This window comes from Kitasatospora terrestris, from assembly GCF_039542905.1.
GTDB classification, from domain to species: Bacteria; Actinomycetota; Actinomycetes; order Streptomycetales; family Streptomycetaceae; genus Kitasatospora; species Kitasatospora terrestris.
The window spans coordinates 6,269,672-6,292,623 of record NZ_BAABIS010000001.1 but is presented as its reverse complement, the minus strand read 5'-3'; the positions used below and the strand labels follow the sequence as shown (position 1 = coordinate 6,292,623).

At 74.9% G+C, this 22,952-nt stretch carries 20 protein-coding genes; 7 read left to right on the top strand and 13 right to left on the bottom strand.

The window, feature by feature from the left end; all coding sequences use genetic code 11:
* The first annotated feature begins 79 nt into the window (after window positions 1-79).
* Complete coding sequence (locus ABEB06_RS28865) at window positions 80-712, top strand: dihydrofolate reductase family protein (RefSeq protein ID WP_345699822.1); 633 nt, start codon at window positions 80-82, stop codon at window positions 710-712.
* Window positions 713-782: 70 nt separating this feature from the next.
* Window positions 783-1,379, top strand: a complete 597-nt coding sequence (locus ABEB06_RS28860) for a class I SAM-dependent methyltransferase (protein WP_345699821.1) — start codon at window positions 783-785, stop codon at window positions 1,377-1,379.
* Here ABEB06_RS28860 and ABEB06_RS28855 read toward each other — a convergent pair whose 3' ends face one another.
* Window positions 1,380-2,114, bottom strand: a complete 735-nt coding sequence (locus tag ABEB06_RS28855) for a response regulator (protein ID WP_345699820.1) — start codon at window positions 2,112-2,114, stop codon at window positions 1,380-1,382.
* The gene (locus ABEB06_RS28850) at window positions 2,111-3,745 is read right to left on the bottom strand and encodes a sensor histidine kinase (protein WP_345699819.1); all 1,635 of its coding nucleotides are present in this window, start codon (window positions 3,743-3,745) and stop codon (window positions 2,111-2,113) included. The genes ABEB06_RS28855 and ABEB06_RS28850 overlap by 4 nt, the downstream gene beginning before the upstream one ends.
* 175 nt (window positions 3,746-3,920) lie before the next feature.
* On the opposite strand from ABEB06_RS28850, the gene ABEB06_RS28845 reads away from it, so the two are divergent.
* Entirely contained in the window at window positions 3,921-5,300 is a 1,380-nt protein-coding gene (locus ABEB06_RS28845) for a cation:dicarboxylate symporter family transporter (protein WP_345699818.1), read from the top strand.
* Window positions 5,301-5,404: 104 nt separating this feature from the next.
* Here ABEB06_RS28845 and ABEB06_RS28840 read toward each other — a convergent pair whose 3' ends face one another.
* The 7 genes from ABEB06_RS28840 to ABEB06_RS28810 all read right to left on the bottom strand — a co-directional run bounded on the left by ABEB06_RS28840 (window position 5,405) and on the right by ABEB06_RS28810 (window position 12,515).
* Window positions 5,405-6,340, bottom strand: a complete 936-nt coding sequence (locus ABEB06_RS28840) for a serine/threonine-protein kinase (RefSeq protein WP_345699817.1) — start codon at window positions 6,338-6,340, stop codon at window positions 5,405-5,407.
* Between the two features lie 65 nt (window positions 6,341-6,405).
* Window positions 6,406-7,644, bottom strand: a complete 1,239-nt coding sequence (locus tag ABEB06_RS28835) for an ABC transporter substrate-binding protein (RefSeq protein WP_345699816.1) — start codon at window positions 7,642-7,644, stop codon at window positions 6,406-6,408.
* 136 nt (window positions 7,645-7,780) lie between these two features.
* Entirely contained in the window at window positions 7,781-8,374 is a 594-nt protein-coding gene (locus ABEB06_RS28830) for a GTP-binding protein (RefSeq protein ID WP_345699815.1), read from the bottom strand.
* Window positions 8,355-8,684, bottom strand: coding sequence for a DUF742 domain-containing protein (locus tag ABEB06_RS28825; RefSeq protein WP_345702026.1), 330 nt, complete (start codon window positions 8,682-8,684; stop codon window positions 8,355-8,357). Before ABEB06_RS28825 ends, ABEB06_RS28830 begins: the two co-directional genes overlap by 20 nt.
* Window positions 8,685-8,788: 104 nt before the next feature.
* Window positions 8,789-9,199 (bottom strand): roadblock/LC7 domain-containing protein, encoded by a 411-nt coding sequence (locus ABEB06_RS28820; RefSeq protein ID WP_345699814.1) that lies wholly within the window; start codon window positions 9,197-9,199, stop codon window positions 8,789-8,791.
* Window positions 9,196-11,643, bottom strand: a complete 2,448-nt coding sequence (locus tag ABEB06_RS28815; protein WP_345699813.1) for a nitrate- and nitrite sensing domain-containing protein — start codon at window positions 11,641-11,643, stop codon at window positions 9,196-9,198. The genes ABEB06_RS28820 and ABEB06_RS28815 overlap by 4 nt, the downstream gene beginning before the upstream one ends.
* Window positions 11,644-11,717: 74 nt before the next feature.
* Window positions 11,718-12,515, bottom strand: a complete 798-nt coding sequence (locus ABEB06_RS28810; RefSeq protein ID WP_345699812.1) for an MHYT domain-containing protein — start codon at window positions 12,513-12,515, stop codon at window positions 11,718-11,720.
* Window positions 12,516-12,766: 251 nt separating this feature from the next.
* Here ABEB06_RS28810 and ABEB06_RS28805 point away from each other — a divergent pair, with 251 nt between their 5' ends.
* Window positions 12,767-15,511, top strand: a complete 2,745-nt coding sequence (locus ABEB06_RS28805; protein ID WP_345699811.1) for a cellulose binding domain-containing protein — start codon at window positions 12,767-12,769, stop codon at window positions 15,509-15,511.
* 24 nt (window positions 15,512-15,535) lie between these two features.
* On the opposite strand, the gene ABEB06_RS28800 is transcribed toward ABEB06_RS28805, so the two are convergent.
* Together ABEB06_RS28800 and ABEB06_RS28795 are read right to left on the bottom strand one after the other, a co-directional pair.
* Window positions 15,536-16,885 carry a cytochrome P450 gene (locus tag ABEB06_RS28800; protein ID WP_345699810.1) on the bottom strand — a complete coding sequence of 450 codons (1,350 nt, stop codon included), beginning with the start codon at window positions 16,883-16,885 and terminating at the stop codon, window positions 15,536-15,538.
* Window positions 16,886-16,967: 82 nt separating this feature from the next.
* Window positions 16,968-18,035, bottom strand: coding sequence for an RNA ligase (ATP) (locus ABEB06_RS28795; RefSeq protein ID WP_345699809.1), 1,068 nt, complete (start codon window positions 18,033-18,035; stop codon window positions 16,968-16,970).
* Window positions 18,036-18,232: 197 nt separating this feature from the next.
* Here ABEB06_RS28795 and modA point away from each other — a divergent pair, with 197 nt between their 5' ends.
* From modA to ABEB06_RS28780, 3 genes are all read left to right on the top strand, one after another.
* On the top strand, window positions 18,233-19,027 hold the full coding sequence (gene modA / locus ABEB06_RS28790) for a molybdate ABC transporter substrate-binding protein (RefSeq protein WP_345699808.1): 795 nt from the start codon (window positions 18,233-18,235) through the stop codon (window positions 19,025-19,027).
* Window positions 19,024-19,833, top strand: a complete 810-nt coding sequence (locus tag ABEB06_RS28785; RefSeq protein ID WP_345699807.1) for an ABC transporter permease — start codon at window positions 19,024-19,026, stop codon at window positions 19,831-19,833. Before modA ends, ABEB06_RS28785 begins: the two co-directional genes overlap by 4 nt.
* Window positions 19,834-19,987: 154 nt before the next feature.
* Window positions 19,988-21,037, top strand: coding sequence for an ABC transporter ATP-binding protein (locus ABEB06_RS28780; protein ID WP_345699806.1), 1,050 nt, complete (start codon window positions 19,988-19,990; stop codon window positions 21,035-21,037).
* 2 nt (window positions 21,038-21,039) lie between these two features.
* Here the strand turns inward: ABEB06_RS28780 and ABEB06_RS28775 are convergent, their stop codons facing one another.
* Both ABEB06_RS28775 and ABEB06_RS28770 read right to left on the bottom strand, forming a co-directional pair.
* On the bottom strand, window positions 21,040-21,705 hold the full coding sequence (locus ABEB06_RS28775) for a response regulator transcription factor (RefSeq protein WP_345702025.1): 666 nt from the start codon (window positions 21,703-21,705) through the stop codon (window positions 21,040-21,042).
* Window positions 21,706-21,707: 2 nt separating this feature from the next.
* A complete protein-coding gene (locus ABEB06_RS28770; protein WP_345699805.1) occupies window positions 21,708-22,856 on the bottom strand; it encodes a sensor histidine kinase in 1,149 nt (382 codons plus the stop codon).
* Window positions 22,857-22,952: the final 96 nt, after the last annotated feature.

The window sequence follows — 22,952 nt, the reverse complement described above, 5'->3', positions numbered from 1 at the left end:
CCACCGCCCCGGGGGTCACGGCCCCCTATCGTGAGGACGGACTGCCGGACCGGGACGACCCACCCAGCGGGAGCACAGCATGGGCCTCATCCACATCGAGATGTTCGCGACCCTCGACCTCGTCGGGCAGGCACCCGGCGGCCCCGACGAGGACCCGGAGGGGTTCCCGTTCGGCGGCTGGCAGGCGCCCCTGCTGGACGAGGTCACCGGCGCGCAGATCGGCGCCGCGTACGAGGGCACCGACGCCCTGCTGCTCGGCCGGCGGACGTACGACATCTTCGCCGCCTACTGGCCGCACCAGAAGGGCGGCGAGGACGGCGACATCGCCACCCTCTTCAACGGCATCCCCAAGTACGTCGCCTCCCGCGGCACGCCCGACCTGCCGTGGGCCGGCTCCACCCGGCTCGGGCCCGACCTCGCCGCCGCGGTGCGGGAGATCCGCGACCGGCACCGGAACATCAAGGTGGTCGGCAGCCTCGACCTGGTGCAGACCCTGCTGCGCGAGAAGCTCTTCGACCGCCTCGACCTCTGGATCCACCCGATCGTCCTCGGCGTCGGCAAGAAGCTCTTCGACGGCGGCGCCGTCCCCACCAACCTCACCCTCCTCGAACCGCCGGCCGCCGCCCCCAGCGGCACCGTCCTCCTCCGCTACGGCCTCGCCGACGGCATCCCCGCCACCGGCGACATGAGCGCCCCCGACCGCGGCCTCTGACCGGAGGACCGGCCTGCGGCCGTCGCGGCCGCCCGACGGGATCCGGCAGCGAGGGCCTAGGCTGAGGATCATGTCCTACGAAGCCGAACTGGCCGCCACTCGCGCCTTCTTCGCGGCCCGGGCCGCCGGCTGGGACGCCAAGTTCCCGGACGACGGGCCGCGGTACGCCGCCGCGATCGCCGAACTCGGGCCGCTGGACGGCGCGGTGGTGCTGGACGCCGGCTGCGGCACCGGCCGGGCGCTGCCGCTGCTGCGGGCCGCCGTCGGCGGGGCGGGCACCGTGCTCGGGCTCGACCTCACGCCCGAGATGCTCGCCCGGGCCGCCCGGCACGCCGGTGACGCGGCGCTGGTCGCGGGCGACTGCGGGCGGCTGCCGCTGCGCGACGGCGCGCTGGACCTGGTGTTCGGCGCCGGTCTGATCTCCCACCTGCCGGGCCCCGCACGGGGGTTGCGCGAACTGGCCCGGGCCACCCGGACCGGCGGCCGGCTCGCGCTCTACCACCCGGTCGGCCGCGCGGCCCTCGCCGCCCGGCACGGTCGCCGGCTCACCCCGGACGACCTGCGGGCGGAGCCCAACCTCCGTCCGCTGCTGGCCTCCGCCGGCTGGCGCCTGGACTCCTACACGGACCGGGACACCCGTTTCCTGGCCGTCGCCACCCGCGTCTGATCAGGGGCGCCGTTCGCGCCAGCGGTAGGAGAGCTCGGGCCGGCCGACCTGGCCGTACTGGGGTTCGCGGGCGGCGAGGCCGCTGTCCACCAGGTGCTCCAGGTAGCGGCGGGCGGTGATCCGGGAGACGCCCGCCGCCGCGCCGACGGCCGCGGCGGACAGGCCGGACTCCGCGGCCCGGAGCACCCCCGCGACGGTGTCCAGGGTGGGCGCGGACAGGCCCTTGGGGAGGGCGCTGCGCTCGGGGGTGCGGAGCAGCGCGAGGGCCTGGTCGACCTCGTCCTGACCGGTGGCGTCGCCGGTGCGGGCGAGTTGGGCGCGGTACTGGGCGTAGCGCTCCAGGCGGTCGCCGAGCGCGGCACCGCTGAACGGCTTGAGCAGGTACTGCACCACCCCGGCGGAGACGGCCTGCCGGACCATCGCCAGGTCGCGGGCGGAGGTGACGGCGATGATGTCGGCGCCGTGGCCGGCGGCGCGCAGGGTGCGGCAGAGCTGGAGGCCGTGGCCGTCGGGGAGGTACAGGTCGAGCAGGATCAGGTCGACGGGGGTGCCGGCGGCGCGGGCGCGCTCCAGGGTGCGCAGGGCCTCGCCGCAGCTGTGCACGGTCGCGAAGGCGTGGAAGCCCGGGGCGCGCTGCACGTAGAGCGCGTGCGCGGCCGCCGCGACCGGATCGTCCTCGACCACCAGCACGGAGATGGCGCCCTCCCCCGCCCCGCCGCGCTGCCCGGGGATCATCGGGGGACCTCCGCGGTGTGCGCCGCGCGCCGCAGCGGCAGGTGGACGGTGAGGACGGCGCCGCGGTCGCGGGCGACGTCGATCCGGCCGCCGTTGCGGCGGGCGGTCTGGGCGACCAGGGCGAGGCCGAGGCCGCGGCCGTGCTGCTTGGTGGTCCAGCCGCGGCGGAAGACCTCGCCGACCGCGCCGGGGTCGATGCCGGCGCCGGTGTCGGCGACCCGGAGCAGCAGGTCGCCGTCGTCGACGCGGGCGGTGACGGTGACCTCGGGGGTGCCGGGGTGCCGGGCGGCGTTCTCGATCGCGGCGTCGACGGCGTTGTCGATCAGGTTGCCGAGCAGGGTGACCAGGTCGCGGGCGGCGAGGTGGTCGGGGAGGACGCCGTCGTCGATCCGGCTGTCCTCGGTGAGGACGAGGTCGACGCCGCGTTCGGCGGCCTGGGCGGCCTTGCCGAGCAGCAGGGCGGCGAGGACGGGTTCGCCGACGGCGGCGACCACCTTGTCGGTGAGCCGCTGGGCGAGGGCGAGTTCGGCGGTGGCGAACTCCACCGCGTCCTGGTGGCGGCCGAGTTCGATCAGGGACACGACGGCGTGCAGCCGGTTGGCGGCCTCGTGGGCCTGGGCGGCGAGGGCGTCGGCGAAGCCGCGGACGGTGTCCAGTTCACCGGTGAGGCCCTGGAGTTCGGTGTGGTCGCGGAGGGTGACCACGGTGCCGAGGCCGGGTCCGACGGCGGAGGTGTTGAGCAGGACGACGCGTTCCGCGGTCAGGTGGACCTCGTCGCGGACCGGCGCCGGGGCGGTGAGTGCCCGGGTGAGCGAGCCGGGCAGGCCGAGCGCGTCGACCGGCACGCCGGTCAGGTCGCCGTCCAGGCCGAGCAGTTCGCGGGCGGCGTCGTTGCACAGCACGACCCGGCGGGCGCCGTCCAGCAGGACCAGGCCCTCGCGGACGGAGTGCAGGGTGGCCTGGTGGTAGTCGTACAGGTGGCTGAGCTCGTCGGCGCCCATGCCGTGGGTGTGCCGCCGCAGCCGGGAGTTGGCGAGGTAGGTGCCGGCGCCGCCGAGCAGCAGGGCGGCCGCGGCGACGCCGGTGAGGGCGAGCAGCGGGGTGCGCAGCTGGTCGCTGATGGCGTGCAGGGTGATGCCGGCGCTGACCAGGCCGACCACCCGGCGGTCGCCGTCGAGGACCGGGGCGATCACCCGGACCGAGGGGCCGAGGGTGCCGGTGGCGGTCTCGGCGTAGACCTGCCCGTCGAGCGCCTGCTGGATGTGGCCGACGTACGGCTTGCCGATCTGGGCGGGGTCGCGGTGGGTCCAGCGGATGCCGTGCGGGTCCATCACGGTGATGAAGTCGACGCCGGTGTCGATCCGGACCTGCTCGGCGTACGGCTGGAGGACGGCGCTCGGGTCGGGGCCGGCGGCGGCGGTGCGGACCGTCGGGGAGTCGGCGAGGGCGACGGCGACGGCGGTGGCCTGGCGGCGGACCGACTCCTCGTAGCGGTGCGCGGTGAACAGGTACGCGAGGACCGCGCCGCCGGCGACCACGGCGGCGACGATGACCACCTGCACCGCGAACAGCTGCCCGGCGAGGCTGCGCAGCACGCGGCGGCGCCGGGGAGGGTTCGGGTGGACGGGCATACCGGACAGTGTGCCTGGCCCGGGCGCCGGCGGGACGGCCCGGGCGGCGTGAACTCTATGAACGCAAACGTGACCCGCGTCACGGTCGGCCCGGATAGTCGTGTCCGGCCCACCACCCGGGCCGCCGGCCCTCCCCCCGGGGCCGCAGGGACAGCAGGGCGAAGGAGCCGCTGGCATGGCGACGACGGAAGAGACGAGACCGCGGGCGCGGACCGACCGGACCCACCGGCTGTACCTGGCGGTGATCGTCGCGGTGGTCGCGGGCATCGTGGTGGGCCTGGCGGCGCCGGGGTTCGCGGTGGAGCTGAAGCCGGTCGGCACCGGCTTCGTCAACCTGATCAAGATGATGATCAGCCCGGTGATCTTCTGCACCATCGTGCTGGGCGTCGGCTCGGTCACCAAGGCGGCGAAGGTCGGCCGGGTCGGCGGCCTGGCGCTCGGCTACTTCCTGGCCATGTCGACGGTGGCACTGGGCATCGGCCTGGTGGTCGGCAACCTGCTGGAGCCCGGGTCCGGGCTGCACCTGACCGCCGCGCTGGCCAAGTCCGGGCACGCCCAGGCGGCGGCCGGCGGCGCCACCTCGACCGCCGACTTCCTGCTCGGCACCATCCCGACCACCGCGTTCTCCGCGCTGACCGAGGGCAAGGTGCTCCAGACCCTGCTGGTGGCGCTGCTGGCCGGCTTCGCGCTGCAGGCGATGGGAGCGGCGGGCGCGCCGGTGCTGCGCGGCGTCGAGCACCTGCAGCGGCTGGTCTTCCGGGTGATGTCGATGATCATGTGGGTGGCCCCGCTCGGCGCCTTCGGCGCGATGGCGGCGGTGGTCGGGGCGACCGGCACGGCCGCGCTGAAGAGCCTCGCGGTGATCATGATCGGTTTCTACCTGACCTGCGTGCTGTTCGTGGTCGTGGTGCTGGGCCTGCTGCTGCGGCTGGTCGCCGGCGTCAACGTGTTCACGCTGCTGCGCTACCTCGGCCGGGAGTTCCTGCTGATCCTCTCCACCTCCTCCTCGGAGAGCGCGCTGCCCCGGCTGATCGCCAAGATGGAGCACCTGGGCGTCAGCCGTCCGGTGGTCGGCATCACCGTTCCGACCGGCTACAGCTTCAACCTGGACGGCACCGCGATCTACCTGACCATGGCGTCGATCTTCGTCTCCGAGGCGCTGGACAAGCCGATGTCGCTCGGCCAGCAGCTCTCCCTGCTGCTCTTCATGGTGATCGCCTCGAAGGGCGCCGCCGGGGTCACCGGCGCGGGCCTCGCCACGCTGGCCGGCGGCCTCCAGTCGCACCGGCCGGAGCTGGTGGACGGCGTCGGCCTGATCGTCGGCATCGACCGCTTCATGTCGGAGGCGCGGGCGCTCACCAACTTCGCCGGCAACGCGGTGGCCACCGTGCTGATCGGGCACTGGACCCGCGAGCTGGACCGCGAGCGGATGGCCGAGGTGCTGGCCGGGCGGGCGCCGTTCGACGAGACCACGCTGGTGGACGCCGGCCACGGCCCGGCGGCCTGGGTGCCGCCGCAGCCGGGGGCGCCGTCGCTGGAGAAGTCCGCCGGCTGACCCCGCCCCCACGGACCGCCCCGGTCCGGCGCCGCGTCTGTCTCCAACCCCCCGGAGCGCGGCCGCCGGGCCGGGGCCCTTCCGGTTACGGCGCCGGCGCGCGGTCAGACCGCCGCCTGGCCGCTGACCGCCCAGGCCAGGCCGGTCGCCGGGTCCTCGACCGCCAGGTGCAGGTAGCAGAGCTCGTCGTCCGACTCGCACCAGGTGAAGCAGCGCAGCCGCGCCACCAGCGCCTCCACCTCGGCGCGCTCCAGCACGGTCTCGCCGGTCATCGCGGTGAGCAGCCGCCACACCGCGAGCCGGCCCTGCGCGGCGCCGTGCCCGGGGCCGCCGGAGGCCAGCTGCAGCAGCGCGGGGTAGGCCGCCGGGAAGGTGAGCGGGCCGCCGGTCACCCGGTCGGTGTCCGCCAGGTGGGCCGCGGCCTGCTGGGCCGCGCCGCGGACGCAGACGGCGGACGCCCAGGGCGCCATCGCGCCCAGCAGACGGGTCGCCGCCAGCTCGGGCGCGAGCGGGCCGGGCCGGGGCAGGTCCACCGGGCCGAGGCCCTCGCGGTCGGCGGGCAGCGCCCGCAGCGCCAGCCGGGCCCCGCCGCCGGGCAGGTACTCGCGGACCGGCCCGACGCCCTCGCGGCAGGCCGCCTCCCAGGGTTCCAGGGCGTACGGGACGCCCCCGGGATCGGGCTCGACCCCGTGCGCGAGGTCCTCGCCGAGCAGCACCCGGGTGTGCGCGACCAGCCGGCGCACCGGCGCCGGATCCAGCAGCGGGGCGAGCCGCAGCCACGTGTGGCGGGTCGCCAGCACCTCCCAGAACGGCCCGGCGTCGTGGTCCCCGACGGTCGCGGCGGTGCCCGGGGCGCCGTCGCGGTCGAAGAGGCGGGCCGCGAGCTCCGGCGGCGCGAAGTACGCGAGCAGGTGGCCGAGCGGCCCGGCGGACGGCGCACCGGCCGCCCTGGCCTGCCGGAACCGGCCGAGCAGCTCCGGCCAGCGGCCCTCGGCGGCCAGGGCGAGCGCGCCCGGCGCGCGGTCCTCGTGGACGATCATTTCGTCAGCCTACGAGCGGAAGGTCCGACCGCGGCGCAACGCGGCGGACATGTCGTCCGGCGTTCCTACTGCGGCGGCTTCCCGCCGGTCAGGACCCAGCGGACGTCGACGAAGCCGCTCTGCTGCTCGGTCAGCCGGCCGTCGCGGACCTGCTGGAAGGTGACCCAGGTGTTCACCAGCCGGGGCGACTCGGCGCTGGGCAGCATGTCGGTCATGCCCCAGGTGAGCGGCGGGGTGGCGCCGCCGGTGTCCAGGGTGTCGCCGCTGTCCAGCTGGGTGCGCAGCGTCTTGGCGCTGAGCGGGGTGCCGGCCTCGCGGAGCCGGTCGGCGGCCTGGAGGAAGACCTGGTAGGCGACCCAGGTGGTCTGCACGCCGAGGTCGGAGGTGTCGATCCGGCGGTCGTCGGCGGCGGTGGTGCGCAGCTCGTCCCAGACCCGGGAGGACTGCGGCGGGTACCAGCCGGTGGCGAAGCTGCCGTTCAGGGTGGCGGCGGCGCCGCCCGCGGAGAGGGCCGACTGCTGGACGCTGCCGATCACCGAGCCGAACCGGGTGTTGCGCGGCGCCGCCTTGCCGTACGCCTCCAGCAGTTTGCCGCTGCGGTCGGGCGCGAGGGCGTTGGAGACGCAGGTGCCGGGCCGGTCCTCGCCGAGCGCCTTGCGGACCACGGCCGGGTAGTCGGGGTCCTTGTCGGGCACCTTGACGTCGACCGGCTTCACGCCGCTCTGCGCGACGGCGGTGGCCAGGTAGCGGGCCAGGGTGTCGCCGGCCCGGGTGTCGGAGCGGACCAGGGCGATCTGCCTGCACCCGGCGGCGACGAGCTGCCGGCCGCTGCCGGCGATCAGCGTGGGGGTGCCGCCGGCCACGGGGTAGGAGTACGGGCTGCTGAACTCCGGGCCGGTCATGCCGTAGCCGCCGATGTACGGGATGCCGGCCTGTTCGAGGACGGGCATGAAGGACTCGCCGAACTCGCTGTACGAGCCGATCACGGCGACGGCGTGGGCGACGGCGGCCTGCCGGGCGCAGGCGGTGGCCCCGTCGGCGGTGCCGTGCTCGTTGCAGGTGAGGACGCGCAGGCGGTGGCCGCCGACCCCGCCCCTGGCGGCGGTGGCGCGGCCGATCGCCCCGGCCAGCGCGGTGACGCCCTCCCGGTCGGCGCTGCCCGTCCCGGAGGGCGCCCAGGTCATCACGGTGTACTCGCCGCCCGCACCGGTGGCTCCGGTGCTGCCGCCGCAGCCGGTGAGCAGCGCGAGTGCCGCGCCCAGTGCCGGGACGGCGCCCGCCCGCCGCCCATTGGTCATCGACATGTTGTCCATACTCCTTCGGCTGCTGTCGGCGGCCAGCCAACCGAGCGCAGCACACGGCGAGGAGACCGCTGCGCGAACGGACGGCGGACGGATGCGAAACAGCCGAAGCGCCCTGAGGTTCCGTCAGTCGCGCTGCCTAACCTCCGACGTCGGCCAGCAGGCGGGCCGCGTGCACCCGGCCGGCGTGCTCCACCAGGTTGACCAGCACGTCCTTGCCCGAGGAGCGCTCCCGGGCGTCGCACAGCAGGACCGGGGTGTCGGCGTCCAGGTCGAGGGCGCGGGAGACCTCGACCGGGCGGTAGTCGCGGGTGCCGGCGAAGCGGTTGACCGCGACCACGAACGGGATGCCGCGGCACTCGAAGAAGTCGACGGCCGGGAAGCAGTCGGTGAGCCGCCGGGTGTCGGCGAGCACCACCGCACCGAGCGCGCCCTGCGCCAACTCGTCCCACAGGAACCAGAACCGGTCCTGCCCGGGGGTGCCGAACAGGTAGACGGAGAGACCGTCGCGGATGGTGATCCGGCCGAAGTCCATCGCCACCGTGGTGGTGGTCTTCTGCTCCACGCCGCCGAGGTCGTCGACGGCGGAGCCGGCCGCGGTGAGCTGCTCCTCGGTGCGCAGCGGCCGGATCTCGCTGACCGAACCGACCAGGGTGGTCTTGCCGACCCCGAAGCCGCCGGCCACCAGGATCTTCAGGGCGAGCCCCGGGGCGTCAGAGCGCACGGAGTCCATTGATCACCTCTTGCAGGATGTGTTCGTCGGGGAGCAGGGCGGGCGGAACGGGACGGCTGACCCGGATGTGCCCGGCGTCCAGCAGGTCGCCGAGCAGCACCCGGACGACGCCGAGCGGCAGGTCCACCTCGGCGGCGACCTCGGCGACCGAGAGCGCGTTGTCGCGGCAGAGTTCGAGGATCGCGGCCTGCTCGGGCCCGACCGGCAGCTCCGGGGTGACCTCGGGGACGTCGCTGACCACCAGCGCGATCAGGTCGAACCGCTGGCCGGGCCGGGTGCGTCCGCCGGTCATCGCGTACGGGCGGACCATCGGCCCGGCCGCGTCGTCGTACCAGCGCTCCCCCTCCGGCGGCGGGAGCTGCGGGTCGGGCGGGCCCGGCGGCCGCGGCGGGGGCGTCGGGGCGGGCACCGGGCTCACCCGCCGATCGGACCGCGCGGTGCGGTGCCCAGGTGCTCGCCGACCCGGCGGACCAGCCGGGCCATCTCGTACGCGACCAGGCCGAGGTCGGCGTCGGCGCGCGAGAAGACGGCCAGGCAGGTGCCCCGGCCGGCGGCCGCGACGAACAGGTACCCGTGCTCCAACTCGACCATGGTCTGCCGGACTTCGCCGGCCTCGAAGTGCCGTCCGGCGCCCTTGGCCAGGCTGTGGAAGCCGGAGGCGACCGCGGCCAGGTGCTCGCCGTCCTCACGGCCGAGGCCCGCCGAGGTGCCGATCGCCAGGCCGTCCGCGGAGAGCATCACGGCGAACCGGACCTGGGCGACCCGCGAGACCAACTCGTCGAGCAGCCAGTTGAGTTCACCGGCCTGATGGGTGGTGCCGATCACGCTGTGTCTCCTCGCTCGTCGGTACGGGACTTCTCGCCGCCTCGCGCCCAGCCGCGCTGGAAGGCGGACATCGCGGCCCGGGCCGCCTCCGGGTCGCGGCCGGCCGGGCCGCCGGCGGCGGATGCGGGCGGCCCGGCCGGGGCCTCGCGCAGCTGCGGCACCAGGCTCGCCTGCCGCACCCGGCGCGGCAGCTCCTCCTCGTCGGACGGCGGCACGGCCGGCGCCGGTGCGGGGGTGGCCGGTGCGGGTGCGGCCGGCACCGGGTCGGGGTCCGCCGCGGGCGGCGGCAGCGGAGCGGGGGCCGCGGCCGGTCGCGGGGCGGCGGCGACGGTCCGCGGCCCCGGGACGGGGACGGGAACGGCCGGCGGGGCGGACACCGGCTCGGCGGCCCCGGGGTCCTCCAGCTCGAGCAGTTCGGTGGGCAGCAGCACCACGGCGGTGGTGCCGCCGTACGCGGACGGCCGCAGCGCGACCCGCACCCGGTGCCGCTTGGCGAGCCGGCTGACCACGAACAGGCCGAGCCGGTCGCTGTCGAAGAGGTCGACCTGCTCGGAGGCCTCGATCCGCCGGTTGGCGTCGACCAGCGCCTCCGGGCCCATGCCGAGCCCGCGGTCCTCGATCTCCAGCGCGTAGCCGTTGCCGACCTGTTCGCCGCGCACGTGCACCTTGGTGTGCGGCGGGGAGAAGGCGGTGGCGTTCTCGACCAGTTCGGCCACCAGGTGGGTCAGGTCGGCGACCGACTGGCCGCCGACGGCGGCGTACGGGAAGCGGTGCACCTCGACCCGGGCGTACTCCTCGACCTCGGCGACGGCGGCGCGGACCACGTCCATCAGCGGGACGGGCCGGCGCCAGGCCCGGCCGGGGGCGGCGCCGGAGAGGATGATCAGGCCCTCGGCGTGCCGCCGCATCCGGGTGGTCAGGTGGTCCAGCCGGAACAGGTCGTCCAGCTCGGCCGGATCCTCGGTGCGGCGCTCCATCGCGTCCAGCAGGGTGAGCTGGCGGTGCACCAGCACCTGGCTGCGCCGGGCCAGGTTGACGAAGACGCCGGACACCCCGGACAGCACCTCGGCCCGCTCGACCGCGGCCGTGACCGCGGCCCGCTGCACGGTGCCGAGCGCGCCGTGCACCTGGCCGATCTCGTCGTCGCCGTGCGGCACCAGCGGCGCCTCGGTGTCCAGGTCGATCTCCTCGCCGGCCCGCAACCGCCGCATGGTGGCCGGGAGTTTGCGTCCGGCCAGTTCGAGGGCGGAGTTGCGCAGGCCGGTCAGCTCGGTGACCAGGCCGCGGCCGATCTGCACCGAGATGGCCAGCGAGGCGACCACCGTGACCAGGCCGAGCAGCACCGCCGCCCCCGAGGGGGTGAACAGGCCGAGCGCGTACGGGTTCTCGCGGTCGGCGGCGGCCGCCCCCGCGCCGGCGGCCACCGTGCGCAGGGCGCGGGCGCTGTTGTCGGCCGCCACCGCCCAGCGGTCGGCGGCCACCGCGAGGACCGCCTGCCGGCCGTCCTCGGCGGCGCGCACGGCGTCCTCCAGCCGGAGCAGCTCCTGGTAGTCGGCGCCACCGGTGGCCGCCTGCAGGGCGGCGCGGTCGGCGACGCGCAGGTCGCGGGCGGCAGCCTGCTCGAACAGCCGGCGGGCGTAGACGGCCGCGGCGAACTCGCGGTGCTGGTCCTCGGTGAGCCGCCCGGCGCCCTGCGCGGCGCGCACCAGGGCGTCCTCGCGGGCCAGCAGTTCGCGGGAGCGGGCGAACTCCAGCAGCACCCGGGCGTCGGAGGAGGCGCCGCGGTCCTCCAGGGCGGTGACCGAGCCGGTGACGGCGAACGCCCGCTCCACCGCGGTGGTGTAGGCCGCGTACGCCTCGGGCCAGCCGGCCGAGCGGGCCAGGATCCGGGTGCGCAGCTCGGGCAGGGCGGCGACCGCGGCGCCGAGGGCGTCCAGCCGGGTGGCGGCCTCGGCGCCGAGCCCCTCGGCATCGGCCCGGTTGTACCGGTCGGCGAGGGTGAGCGGGGCGGCGGCCCGGTCGGTGGCGGCGCCGGCCTCGCGCAGGGCGCTCTCCCGGGCGGGTCCGGCGGCGGCCAGCAGCTGGCCTGCGGCGGCGCGTTCGGCCTGCAGCCCGGCGACGGTGGCGTCCAGCGGGTCGAGCAGGGTGGTGGTGACCTCGCGGATCCGCAGCTGGTCCCAGACGCCGTTGGCGGTGGTGACGGTGGCGAACGCCCAGAGCGCCAGCACGGAGACCACCGGGACCATCAGCAGGGCGAGGATCCGGGCCCGGACGGTGCGCGGGCGCAGTCCGCCGCGCGGGCCGGCGAGGGCGTCGAGTCCGGTGAGGTCCTCGGGTGCGGGCGGGCCGGCGTGGGCGCCGCGCCGCTGACCGGTGGGGCCGGGCCGGGCCGGGCCGCGGGTGGCGGCCGGGGCCGTCGGGCCGCTGCGGGTGCGGGTGCGCATGGGGCTGCCTCTCGTCGGACGCGTGCTGGTGGCGGCGGTGGGTCTCGGGCCGGTCGGGCCCGGTCCGGTCGTTCTCAGGCGGCACGGTCCAGCGAGGTGGCGGTGAGGTCCTCGACCGCGATCTCGCCGGCCTCGCGGTAGGCGGCGCGCTCCTGGGCCGTCGGGGAGAGCGCGACGAAGGCGGAGGTGAGGAAGAGGAACGAGCCCAGGCCGACGGCCAGCGGGAAGATGAACTGCATCGGGGTGGCGCCGCCGAGGTCGGCGCGGTCGGGCACCATGTGGACGTGCACGGCGGCCATCCCGGTGTAGTGCATGCAGCTCACCGCGATGCCCATCACCAGGGCCGCGCCGCCGGCGGCGAGCATGGTGCGGATGGTGGTCGCGGCCCAGAGCGCGGCGGTGGCCGCGCCGACCGCGATCAGCACGGACAGGCCGACCGTGCCGGGGTCGTAGTCGATGCCGCCGTGGATCCGGACCGCGGCCATCCCGATGTAGTGCATGGCCGCGACGCCGACGCCGGTGGTGAGGCCGCCGAGGAGCAGGCTGCGGCCGCGGTGCCGGCCGTAGCCGACGGCGAAGACGCCGAGGCCGACCACCAGGACCGCCACCACCAGGCTGAGGATGGTGAGCGGGACGTCGTAGCGCAGCTCGGTGCCGTCCACGGTGAAGCCGAACATGGCGACGAAGTGCATGGTCCAGATGCCCGAGCCGATCGCGGCGGCGGCCGTGAACAGCCAGTTGCGGCGGGAGGTGCCGGTCGCGGCCAGGGCCCGCAGGGTGCAGCGCAGGCCGAGCGCGGCGCCGACGCAGGCCATCAGGTACGACAGCGTCGGGGTGAGCCAGCCGAAGCTGAAGTGGTTCAGGTTTCCCATGCGGCAGCCTCCGAGCGGGAGGTCATATGCCTCTCGCATGTGCGATCGCGGTCTCGGATGCGCAGGACGCTATCGAGGGCCGAAAGAAGGTCACCCGAAGATGTGAAAAGCCACCCTCCGCACGGGTCGCTTGTGCTCGAATGGGCCAAGGTGTGGACGCTGCGACAGCTGACGGCACGTCATGTCCACATGCGGACAGAGCTGTCCGCGCGCTCTTCTGCCCCCGGCGGCCCGGGGCTAGCGTCCCACCCATGCCTCCCACCACCCCCACCCGTCCGCGGACGGCGGTCACGGCACTCGCGCTCAGTTGCGGCCTCGCGGTCACCTGGCTGACCGGCCTGCACTCCACCGCCACCGCGGCCACCGACGCCACCGCGGCCACCTACTCCTGGAGCAACGTCCGGATCGACGGCGGTGGCTTCGTGCCCGGCATCGTCTTCAACCAGACGGAGCCCGGCCTGGTCTACGCCCGCACCGACATCGGCGGCGCCTACCGGCAGGACCCCACCAGCAAGAAGTGGATCCCGCTGCTGGACTCGCTCGGCTGGAACGACTGGAACCTCACCGGCGTCGCCTCGCTGGCCACCGACCCCGTCCAGACCGACCGGGTCTACGTCGCCGCCGGCACGTACACCAACTCCTGGGACCCGAACAACGGCGCCATCCTGCGCTCCACCGACAAGGGCGCCACCTGGCAGCGCACCACGCTGCCGTTCAAGGTCGGCGGCAACATGCCCGGCCGCGGCATGGGCGAGCGCCTGGCGATCGACCCCAACAACGACAAGGTGCTGTACTTCGGCGCGCCGTCCGGCAACGGGCTCTGGCGCTCCACCGACTACGGCGTCACCTGGTCCCAGGTCACCGCCTTCCCCAACGTCGGCAACTACGCCCCCGACCCGACCGACACCAACGGCTACCTGAGCGCCACCCAGGGCGTGCTCTGGGTGACCTTCGACAAGTCCAGCGCCACCGCCGGGAACACCACCCGGACGGTCTACGTCGGCGTCGCCGACAAGGACAACAGCGTCTACCGCTCCACCGACGGCGGCACCACCTGGACCCGGCTGGCCGGCCAGCCCACCGGCTTCCTGCCGCACAAGGGCGTGCTCGACCCGGTCAACGGCTACCTCTACCTGGCCACCAGCGACACCGGCGGCCCGTACGACGGCGGCAAGGGCGACGTCTGGCGCTACGCCACGAAGACCGGCGCCTGGACGCAGATCAGCCCGCTCAAGTCCTCCGACTCCGGCGCCTACTTCGGCTACAGCGGCCTCACCGTCGACCGGCAGCACCCCAACGTGCTGATGGTCACCGGCTACTCCTCCTGGTGGCCGGACACCCAGATCTACCGGTCCACCGACTTCGGGGCGACCTGGAAGCCGATCTGGGAGTACAACGGCTACCCCAACCGGGTCGACCACTACACCATGGACATCTCCTCGTCCCCGTGGCTGAGTTGGGGCAAGAACCCGTCCCCGCCGGAGGAGTCCCCCAAGCTCGGCTGGATGACCGAGGCGCTGGAGATCGACCCCTTTGATTCCGACCGGATGATGTACGGCACCGGCGCCACCCTCTACGGCACCGAGAACCTCACCTCCTGGGACGCCGGCACGAAGATCACCATCAAGCCGATGGTGCAGGGTCTGGAGGAGACCGCCGTCAACGACCTGATCAGCCCGCCGAGCGGCGCCCCGCTGCTCAGCGCGCTCGGCGACATCGGCGGCTTCCGGCACACCTCGCTGACCACCGTGCCCGCGATGATGTACCAGTCCCCCACCCACGGCTCCACCACCGCCCTGGACTTCGCCCAGGCCAACCCGAACCAGGTGGTCCGGGTCGGCAACACCGACAGCGGCTCCACCGCCACCACCCATATCGGCTTCTCCAACGACAACGGCGCCAACTGGTACCAGGCGAGCGGCGAGCCGACCGGCATCACCGGCGGCGGCACCGTCGCGCTGGCCGCCGACGGCAGCCGGGTGGTCTGGTCGCCGGCCGGCGCCGCCCCGGTCACCTCGGCCTTCGGCGGCAGCTCCTGGGCGGCCGCGAGCGGGCTCCCCGCGGGTGCCTCGGTGCAGGCCGACCGGGTCAACCCGAAGAAGTTCTACGGCGTCGCGGCCGGCGCCTTCTACCTCTCCACGGACGGCGGCCTGACCTTCGCGAAGACCGCCGCGAGCGGCCTGCCGGTGGACGGCAACGTCCGCTTCAAGGCGCTCAGCAACGCCGAGGGCGACGTCTGGCTGGCCGGCGGCAAGGACAACGGCACCTACGGCCTGTGGCACTCCACCGACTCCGGCGCCTCGTTCGGCCGGGTGGCGGGCGTGGACGAGGCCGACTCCATCGGCTTCGGCCGCTCCGCGACCGGCACCGGCTACCCGGCGGTCTACACCAGCGCCCGGATCGGCGGGGTGCGCGGCATCTTCCGCTCCGACAACGCCGGCGCGAGCTGGACCCGGATCAACGACGACGCCCACCAGTGGGCCTGGACCGGCGCGGCGATCACCGGTGACCCGCGGGTCTACGGCCGGGTGTACGTCTCCACCAACGGGCGCGGCATCATCGTCGGTGACACCAGCGCGGTGCCCACCGGCTCGCCGTCCACCTCGGCGTCCGGCTCACCGTCGCCCAGCCCCAGCCCGAGCCCCAGCCCGTCCGGCAGCCCGTCCACCAGCCCCTCGCCGAGCGGCGGCTCGGGCTGCACGGCGAGCTACGCGGTGACCAACCAGTGGGGCGGCGGCTTCGGCGCCTCGGTGACGGTGAAGAACACCGGCACCACCGCCTCCACCGGCTGGACGGTCGCCTGGACCTACGCCAACGGCCAGCAGGTCACCTCGCTCTGGAACGGGAGCCACACCCAGAGCGGTGCCAACGTGTCGGTGTCCAACCTGGGTTACAACGGCACGCTGGCGCCCGGCGGCAGCACCTCGTTCGGGTTCAACGGCAGCTGGAGCGGCACCAACACCGCCCCGACCGCCGTCAGTTGCACCCTGCGCTGACCCGGGCGCGGTGCCCGGTCCGGATCAGCGCCGCCCGGCGACCCTGATCCGGACCGGGGTACGGGCCTCCAGGGTGATGCCCTGGCCCAGCTCCACCTCGGTGTCCACCGCCTCCACCTCGAACTCCCGCAGCAGCACCGCGAGTCCGAGCACCGACTCGAGCATCGAGAAGTGCTGCCCGATGCAGGCCCGCGGCCCGCCGCCGAACGGGAACCAGGCGTACCGGTGCCGGGCCGCCTCCCGCTCGGGGGTGAACCGCTCCGGGTCGAAGCGCTCCGGGTCCTCCCAGTGCGCCGGGTGGCGGTGGGTGATGTACGGCGCGACCAGCACGTCCGAGCCGGCCGGGATCGTCACCCCGCCGATCACCGTCTCCTCGACCGAGCGCCGCCCCATCGCCGGAGCGGCCGGGAAGAGGCGCATCGCCTCCTTGAGCACCTTGGTCACGTACGGCAGCGCGTTGTAGTCCTCGGCGGTCGGCCGGCGGCCGTCGCCGAGCACCGCGTCCACCTCCGCCTGGGCGAGCCTGCGCTGCTCGGGGTGCAGGCCCAGCAGGTGCAGGGCGAAGGTCAGCGAGGTGGCCGTGGTCTCGTGCCCGGCCAGCAGGAAGATCAGCACCTGCTCGCGCAGCTCGGTGGCGTCCAGCTGGTTGCCGTCCTCGTCCCGGGCGTGCGCGAGCAGGCCCAGCAGGTCCTCGGACTCCGCGCCGGCCCGGCGGGCGATGATCTGGTCGCAGACCGCGTACAGCGCCTGCTCGGCGGCCAGTGCCCGCTTGTGCAGCGGCAGCGGCCAGTCGCGGGGCAGCCGCACCGGCGAGAAGCCGCGGGTGCGGACGAACTCGCCGAGCACCGGGAAGCTCTCCCGGACGGTGCGGATCGCCTCGTCCACGTCGGTGCCGAACAGGATCCGGGAGACCGCCCGCAGCGCGAACGCGGACATCTCCTCGCCCGCCTCCACCACCCCGCCCGGCACCCCCGCCCAGCGCTCGGCCAGCGCCTCGGCCTCGATGCCGATCGCGTCCGCGTAGGTGTCCACCCGGCGGCGGGTGAACAGCGGCTGGATCAGCCGGCGCTGGCGCTGGTAGTCCTGGTCCTGCGAGGTGAGCAGGCCGTTGCCGAAGCTCTGCCGGATCTCCTCGTAGAAGGCGTTCTCCTTGCGGAAGTTGGCCGACTCGGTGGCCAGCACCTGCTGGGCGCCCTCCGGCGAGTACACCATCCAGAAGGTGGCGCGCAGCCCGGGCGGCCCGGCGCTGAAGCGCACCACGTCGCCGTGGGCGCCGAAGGCGTCCCGGTACGCCTTCAGCGCGTCGCGCCGCAGGTCGAGCATCGACCCGATCAACGGCAGTCCGGGCGGCCCGGGTATGCGGGTGTCCGGCATGGGGCGTCCTCCACAGGTGGTCGGAGCGAGCGGGTGCAGTGCCCCTCCAACCTAGCTGACCACCTGTCAGCACGCGGCCGGGTCACTCGTACTCCGTGCCGCCCTTGCGGGTCAGGTAGCCGCCGCCGACCGCCTTGGCGATCGCCCGGCCGCCCAGCACCGGGCTGTACCGCTCGACCGCCGGTCGGACCACCACGCCCTCGCGGACGTGCAGTTCACGTCCGGATACGGTCTCCCGGCCCTCGGCCAGCCGCAGCACGGCCTCCGCGTCGTACGGTCCGCTCCACAGGGTCGGGACGACGGGGAGCTCACCGGTCAGCAGCTCGGCCGCGTCGAGCCACACCACCTGGCCGTCGATCTCCGCGGAGACGTCGAACGCCGCGTAGCCGATCCGGTCGGCGCGCGCCGACGAGCCGTACGCCAGGTCCTGGACGCCCTCGCCGTACACCTCGCCGAAGACGCCCACCCGGGACGCGCCGAGCCGCTCGGCGAGCCGCGCCGCCACCTCGCCGACGCGGTGGGCGCGCACCGCCCGCCAGTAGACGTTGCGCTCGTCCTCCTTGAGCGCGAGCCCCTGGGCGCCGATGCCCTTGGAGGACACCTGTACCGTGCCGGTCGCGGCGTGGAACGTGAGCAGGCAGCAGCTGCCGTGCAGCTTCTCGGTGATCACCACCGGCTCGCCGGGCTCGAAGACGCCGGGGAAGCGCTTGAGGTTCTCGATGTCCACCCAGGGCAGCAGGTCCGGGGCCGCCTCCACGTCGCCGCTCATCGAGGTCGGGACCGGCGGCGCCCACTTGGTGATGCCCAGGCGCTCGGCGAAGTCCTCGCCGGACTCGGCCGCCGCCGCCAGGTCGTCGCCGGCCAGCGCGCCGGGCAGGCAGACGATGCCCTGGGAGAGCTCGCCGCGCAGCCGGACCGCCTTGACCCGGTCGGCGCCGGACCCGGCCAGCTTCCCGGTCAGCCCCAGCTCCTCGATCAGCCCGGCGGGCAGCACGGACTGCTCCGGGATGTAGAGCGCGTACTCGCCGGTGCGGTAGGCGCCCTTGGCGACCACCGCGCGGAAGAGGCCCACCTGGGCCAGCTCCAGCGCGTCGGCGTTGGGGTGCTCGTGGATGGTCAGGCGCTCGGCCGTGACTCGCAGTGTCGACATGTCTCCCCCGCAGTGCTGTCGGTGTGCACGCCACTGTGGCGGGCGGGCGCCGGGGGCGGCCACCCGTTTTCCGCCGGTGCCTTCGCACATGCGACCCGATGCAGGTTGGCAGGCTGGCCTGTGCGATGAAACAGCGGATTTTCCGACCGCAGATGCGGCACTATGATCGCCATCGACCTCGCAGAACGGAAGCAGTCATGACCAGCGCCAGACGCCGCGTCCTCGCCGCCACCGCGGCCGCCACCGCCGCGATCGCCCTCGCGGCCTGCGGCAGCAGCGGCACCACCGCCGCCCCGGCCGGCTCCTCCGGCGCCCCTGCCGTCTCCGGGACCGTGACGGTGTTCGCCGCCGCCTCGCTGAAGGGGTCCTTCACCGAGCTCGGCAAGAAGTTCGAGGCCGCCTACCCCGGTACCAAGGTCACCTTCAACTTCGGCGGCAGCTCGACGCTCGCCCAGTCGATCGTCGGCGGCGCCCCAGCCGACGTCTTCGCCGCCGCCAGCCCGGCCACCATGAAGACCGTCACCGACGCCAAGGCGGCCACCGGCGACCCCGCGGTGTTCGTCCGCAACACCCTGGAGATCGCCGTCCCCAAGGGCAACCCCAAGCACATCGCCGGCCTCAAGGACCTCACCGGGGTCAAGACCGCCCTGTGCGCCAAGGAGGTCCCCTGCGGCGCCGCCGCCGACAAGGCCCTCGACGCCGCGGGCGTGAAGCTCACCCCGGTCACCCTGGAGCAGGACGTCAAGGGCGCCCTCACCAAGGTCGAGCTCGGCGAGGTGGACGCCTCCCTCGTGTACAGGACCGATGTGAAGGCCGATGCTGCGAAGATCGACGGCGTGGAGTTCCCCGAAGCCGCCTCGGCCGTCAACGACTACCCGATCGCCGCACTCGCCAGGGCCGGCAACGCCGACGGCGCCGCCGCCTTCGTCGGCTACATCCGGTCCGCCGACGCCAGGAAGCTGCTCGCCGAGGCGGGCTTCCAGACCCCGTGACACCCTCCGCACGCACGCGCCGGGCCGGCAGCCGGGTACCGCCCCTCGCCCTGCTGCTGCCCGCGCTGCTCGGACTCGCCTTCCTCGTCCTGCCCCTGGTCGGCCTGCTGGTCCGCGCCCCCTGGAGCGCCCTGCCCGAGCAACTCGCCAGCCCCGAGGTGTGGGAGGCGCTCCGGCTCTCGCTGATCAGCGCCACCGCCGCGACGGCCGTCTCGATGGTGCTCGGGGTGCCGCTCGCCTGGCTGCTCGCCCGCACCGAGATGCCCGGACGGCGGCTGATCCGGGCCCTCGTCACCCTGCCGCTGGTGCTGCCGCCGGTGGTCGGCGGCGTCGCGCTGCTGCTCGTCCTCGGCCGCAACGGCATCGTCGGCCGGTGGCTGGACTCCGCGTTCGGCCTCACCCTGCCGTTCACCACGGCGGGCGTGGTCGTCGCCGAGGCGTTCGTCGCGATGCCGTTCCTGGTGATCAGCGTCGAGGGCGCGCTGCGCGCCGCCGACCCCCGCTACGAGGAGGCCGCCGCCACCCTCGGAGCCTCCCGCCTCACCGCGTTCCGGCGGGTCACCCTCCCGCTGGTCGCCCCCGGCATCGGCGCCGGCGCGGTCCTGGCCTGGGCCCGCGCGCTCGGCGAGTTCGGTGCGACGATCACCTTCGCCGGCAACTTCCCCGGGCGCACCCAGACCATGCCGCTCGCCGTCTACCTCGCCATGGAGTCCGAACCCGAGGCCGCGATCGCCCTCAGCCTCGTCCTGCTCGCCGTCTCCATCACCGTCCTCGCCGCCCTCCGCGGCCGCTGGACGGGTTCATGAGAGAGCGACCCGACAGGGGCGCGGGGAACTGCGCGAGCGACCATGCAACCGGTGTCACTCGCAGGGTCGGCCTCGCAGTTCTCCCCCGGCCTTCGGCCGGGTGGTACCCCCACGAGCCCCTGTTTTCCCTCCCTCCGTCGGAAAGCTCCTGGTCATGCTTGACGCACACTTGCAGGTGTCCCGTGCCGGGTTCGACCTCGACCTGCCGTTGACCGCGCGGGCCGGGGAGGTGGTCGCGCTGCTCGGGCCGAACGGGGCCGGGAAGTCGACCGCGTTGCGGGCGCTCGCCGGGCTGCTGCCGCTCACCGGCGGGCACCTGCGGCTGGACGACGCCACGCTGGAGGACCCGGCGGCGGGCGTGCACACGCCCGCCGAGCACCGCCCCGTCGGCGTCGTCTTCCAGGACTACCTGCTCTTCCCGCACCTGTCCGCGCTCGACAACATCGCCTTCGGCCTGCGCTGCCGGGGCCACCGCCGCCGCGAGGCCCGCGCGCTCGCCCTGCCGTGGCTGGAGCGGATGGGTCTCGCCGGCCGCGCGGCCGCGCGGCCGGCCGCGCTGTCCGGCGGCCAGGCGCAGCGCGTGGCGCTGGCCCGCGCGCTCGCGGTGCGCCCGCGGCTGCTGCTGCTGGACGAGCCGCTCGCCGCGCTCGACGCCCGCACCCGGCTGGAGGTCCGGGCCGGGCTGCGCCGTCACCTCGCCGAGTTCGAGGCGATGGCGGTGCTGGTCACCCACGACCCGCTGGACGCGATGGTGCTGGCCGACCGCCTGGTGGTGGTCGAGGAGGGCCGGGTGGTCCAGGCGGGCGCTCCCGCGGAGATCTCCCGGCGGCCGCGCACCGACTACATCGCCCGTCTCGTCGGTCTCAACCTGTACCGCGGTACCGCCGCCGGCCACCGCGTCGAACTGCCGGACGGGCAGCAGCTGTTCACCACGGAGGAGCTGACCGGCGAGGCGTTCGTGGCGTTCCCGCCCGCCGCGGTGACGCTGCACCGCGGCCACCCCGAGTCGAGCGCCCGCAACGTCTGGCGGCTCACCGTCGCCGGCCTCGACCTGCACGGCGACCAGGTCCGCGTGGACCTCACCGGGGACGTCCCGCTGCTGGCCGACCTCACCCCCGCCGCGGCCGCCGAGCTCGACCTCGCCCCGGGCACCGAGGTGTGGGCCTCCGTGAAGGCCGCCCAGACCCACGCCTACCCGGCCTGACCTCAGCCCCCGGTGTCGACGAAGCCGGACTCGTACGCCGCGATGACCGCCTGGGTGCGGTCCCGGGCGCCGAGTTTGCCGAGCACGCTGCTGACGTGCGTCTTGACCGTCTGCACGCCGAGGTACAGCTGTTCGCCGATCTCGGCGTTGGACAGGCCGCGGGCCATCAGCCGGAGCACTTCCGCCTCCCGGGCGGTGAGTGCGGCCCGGACCATCGCCTCGGCGGCCGCCCGGTCGGCCCGGCCGCCCGCCAATTGCCGGATCGCGGCCGGGAACAGCAGCGACTCCCCCGCCACCACGGTGCGGACCGCCTGGACGATCTCCGCCGGCCGGGTCCGCTTGAGCAGGAACCCGTCCGCGCCGGCCCGGAGCGCCTCGTACACGTAGTCGTCGTTCTCGAAGGTGGTGACCACCAGGACCTTCGGCACGGGCCCGCCGCCGGGCCCGCCGCCGCCCGCGACCAGCGACCGGGTCGCGGTGAGGCCGTCGACGCCGGGCATCCGGACGTCCATCAGCACCACGTCGGGTTCCGTCGACCGGACCATCGCGGGGACGTCCGCGCCGTCGCCGGCCTCGCCGACCACGGTGATGCCGTCCTGCGCCTCCAGCACCGCCCGCAGCCCGGCCCGGACCAGTTCCTCGTCGTCGACCAGCAGAACCTTGATCATCGTCACCCGGCCAACCGTACCGGCAGCCGTACCCGCAGCAGCCACTCCCCGTCGACCGCTTCACCCGTCGCATCACCGCCGAGCAGCACCGCCCGCTCCCGGATCCCGCGCAGGCCCTTCCCACCGCCCTTGCCGCCGCCGCCGACCAGCGCGTTGCGGCAGCTCAGCACCAGCGTCCCGCCCTCGACCCGGCCGCGTACCCGGATCGGCGCCCCGGGCGCGTGCTTGAGCGCGTTGGTGACGCCCTCCTGGACGATCCGGTAGGCCTCCCGCGACAGCACGCCGGGCAGCTCGGCGCCGCGCACCGCCACGTCGGCCTCGACCGGGCTGCCCGCCGCGCGCGCCCCTTCGAAGAGTTCCCCGACCCGGTCGATGCCCGGCTGTTCGGCGGGCACCGCGTCCGGCGCGTCGCGCAGCAGGACCAGCATCCGTTCCAGGTCCTCCATCGCCCGCCGCCCGACCGTCTCGATCGCCTCCAGCGCCCGCTCCCGGAACGCCGGATCGGCGACCTCCCTGGCCGCGCCCGCCTGCAGCACCGTCACGGTCAGCGCGTGGCCGATCGAGTCGTGCAACTCCCTTGCCAGCCGGTTGCGTTCGAGCAGCCGCTCGGCGCGCAGCTCGGCCTCGGCCAGCCGCTCCGCCGCCGACGGGCCCAACAGCGTCTGCGCCAGCCACAGTTGCAGCCGCCCCGCGAAGACGACCAGCCACAGCAGGGCGAACGCCGGCGCCGGCAGCAGCAGCGCGCCCGGGCCGGGCGCGGGCCCCACCAGCCACGCGCCGACGGTCAGCGCGCGGACCGTCGCGATCCCCACCAGGGTGCCGAGCCCGACCCGGGCGATCAGCCACACCGCGGTCCGCGCCCGGTCCCGCCAACCCGCCGACGGCGCCGCGCCGATCGACTCCTCCCGCTCCGGCGCCAGCAGCAGCCGCGCCTGCACGCCCTCCGCCCGGCGCACCGCCGGGATCATCGCGGCCGCACTCAGCAGCACCACGTCCACCGCTCCGCTGAGCACCGCCGCACGGAGGGCCGACACCCCCTCCGTCCCGGGGTAGACCAGCACCACCACCCCGGCGAAGACCACACCGATCAGCAGGTGCAGCCACCGGGCGTAGGTGACCGGGCGGAACAGCGGAGCGAAGATCACGGGCATCCCCCCATCCTGTCAGCGGCCGGTCCGTCGGCGGCTCCCTCCCGGGAGGGAGGCCGTCCACTCCCCGGCGGGATCCGCGGGACCCGCCCCGCCGGG

Coding starts and splice junctions, on each gene's coding strand:
- ABEB06_RS28805 (WP_345699811.1), top strand. CDS start 12,767: ATGCCTCCCACCACCCCCACCCGTCCGCGGACGGCGGTCACGGCACTC.
- ABEB06_RS28830 (WP_345699815.1), bottom strand. CDS start 8,374: ATGGACTCCGTGCGCTCTGACGCCCCGGGGCTCGCCCTGAAGATCCTG.
- ABEB06_RS28810 (WP_345699812.1), bottom strand. CDS start 12,515: ATGGGAAACCTGAACCACTTCAGCTTCGGCTGGCTCACCCCGACGCTG.
- ABEB06_RS28855 (WP_345699820.1), bottom strand. CDS start 2,114: ATGATCCCCGGGCAGCGCGGCGGGGCGGGGGAGGGCGCCATCTCCGTG.
- ABEB06_RS28850 (WP_345699819.1), bottom strand. CDS start 3,745: ATGCCCGTCCACCCGAACCCTCCCCGGCGCCGCCGCGTGCTGCGCAGC.
- ABEB06_RS28780 (WP_345699806.1), top strand. CDS start 19,988: ATGCTTGACGCACACTTGCAGGTGTCCCGTGCCGGGTTCGACCTCGAC.
- ABEB06_RS28815 (WP_345699813.1), bottom strand. CDS start 11,643: ATGCGCACCCGCACCCGCAGCGGCCCGACGGCCCCGGCCGCCACCCGC.
- modA (WP_345699808.1), top strand. CDS start 18,233: ATGACCAGCGCCAGACGCCGCGTCCTCGCCGCCACCGCGGCCGCCACC.
- ABEB06_RS28845 (WP_345699818.1), top strand. CDS start 3,921: ATGGCGACGACGGAAGAGACGAGACCGCGGGCGCGGACCGACCGGACC.
- ABEB06_RS28840 (WP_345699817.1), bottom strand. CDS start 6,340: ATGATCGTCCACGAGGACCGCGCGCCGGGCGCGCTCGCCCTGGCCGCC.
- ABEB06_RS28860 (WP_345699821.1), top strand. CDS start 783: ATGTCCTACGAAGCCGAACTGGCCGCCACTCGCGCCTTCTTCGCGGCC.
- ABEB06_RS28795 (WP_345699809.1), bottom strand. CDS start 18,035: ATGTCGACACTGCGAGTCACGGCCGAGCGCCTGACCATCCACGAGCAC.
- ABEB06_RS28775 (WP_345702025.1), bottom strand. CDS start 21,705: ATGATCAAGGTTCTGCTGGTCGACGACGAGGAACTGGTCCGGGCCGGG.
- ABEB06_RS28770 (WP_345699805.1), bottom strand. CDS start 22,856: ATGCCCGTGATCTTCGCTCCGCTGTTCCGCCCGGTCACCTACGCCCGG.
- ABEB06_RS28835 (WP_345699816.1), bottom strand. CDS start 7,644: ATGTCGATGACCAATGGGCGGCGGGCGGGCGCCGTCCCGGCACTGGGC.
- ABEB06_RS28800 (WP_345699810.1), bottom strand. CDS start 16,885: ATGCCGGACACCCGCATACCCGGGCCGCCCGGACTGCCGTTGATCGGG.
- ABEB06_RS28865 (WP_345699822.1), top strand. CDS start 80: ATGGGCCTCATCCACATCGAGATGTTCGCGACCCTCGACCTCGTCGGG.
- ABEB06_RS28825 (WP_345702026.1), bottom strand. CDS start 8,684: ATGGTCCGCCCGTACGCGATGACCGGCGGACGCACCCGGCCCGGCCAG.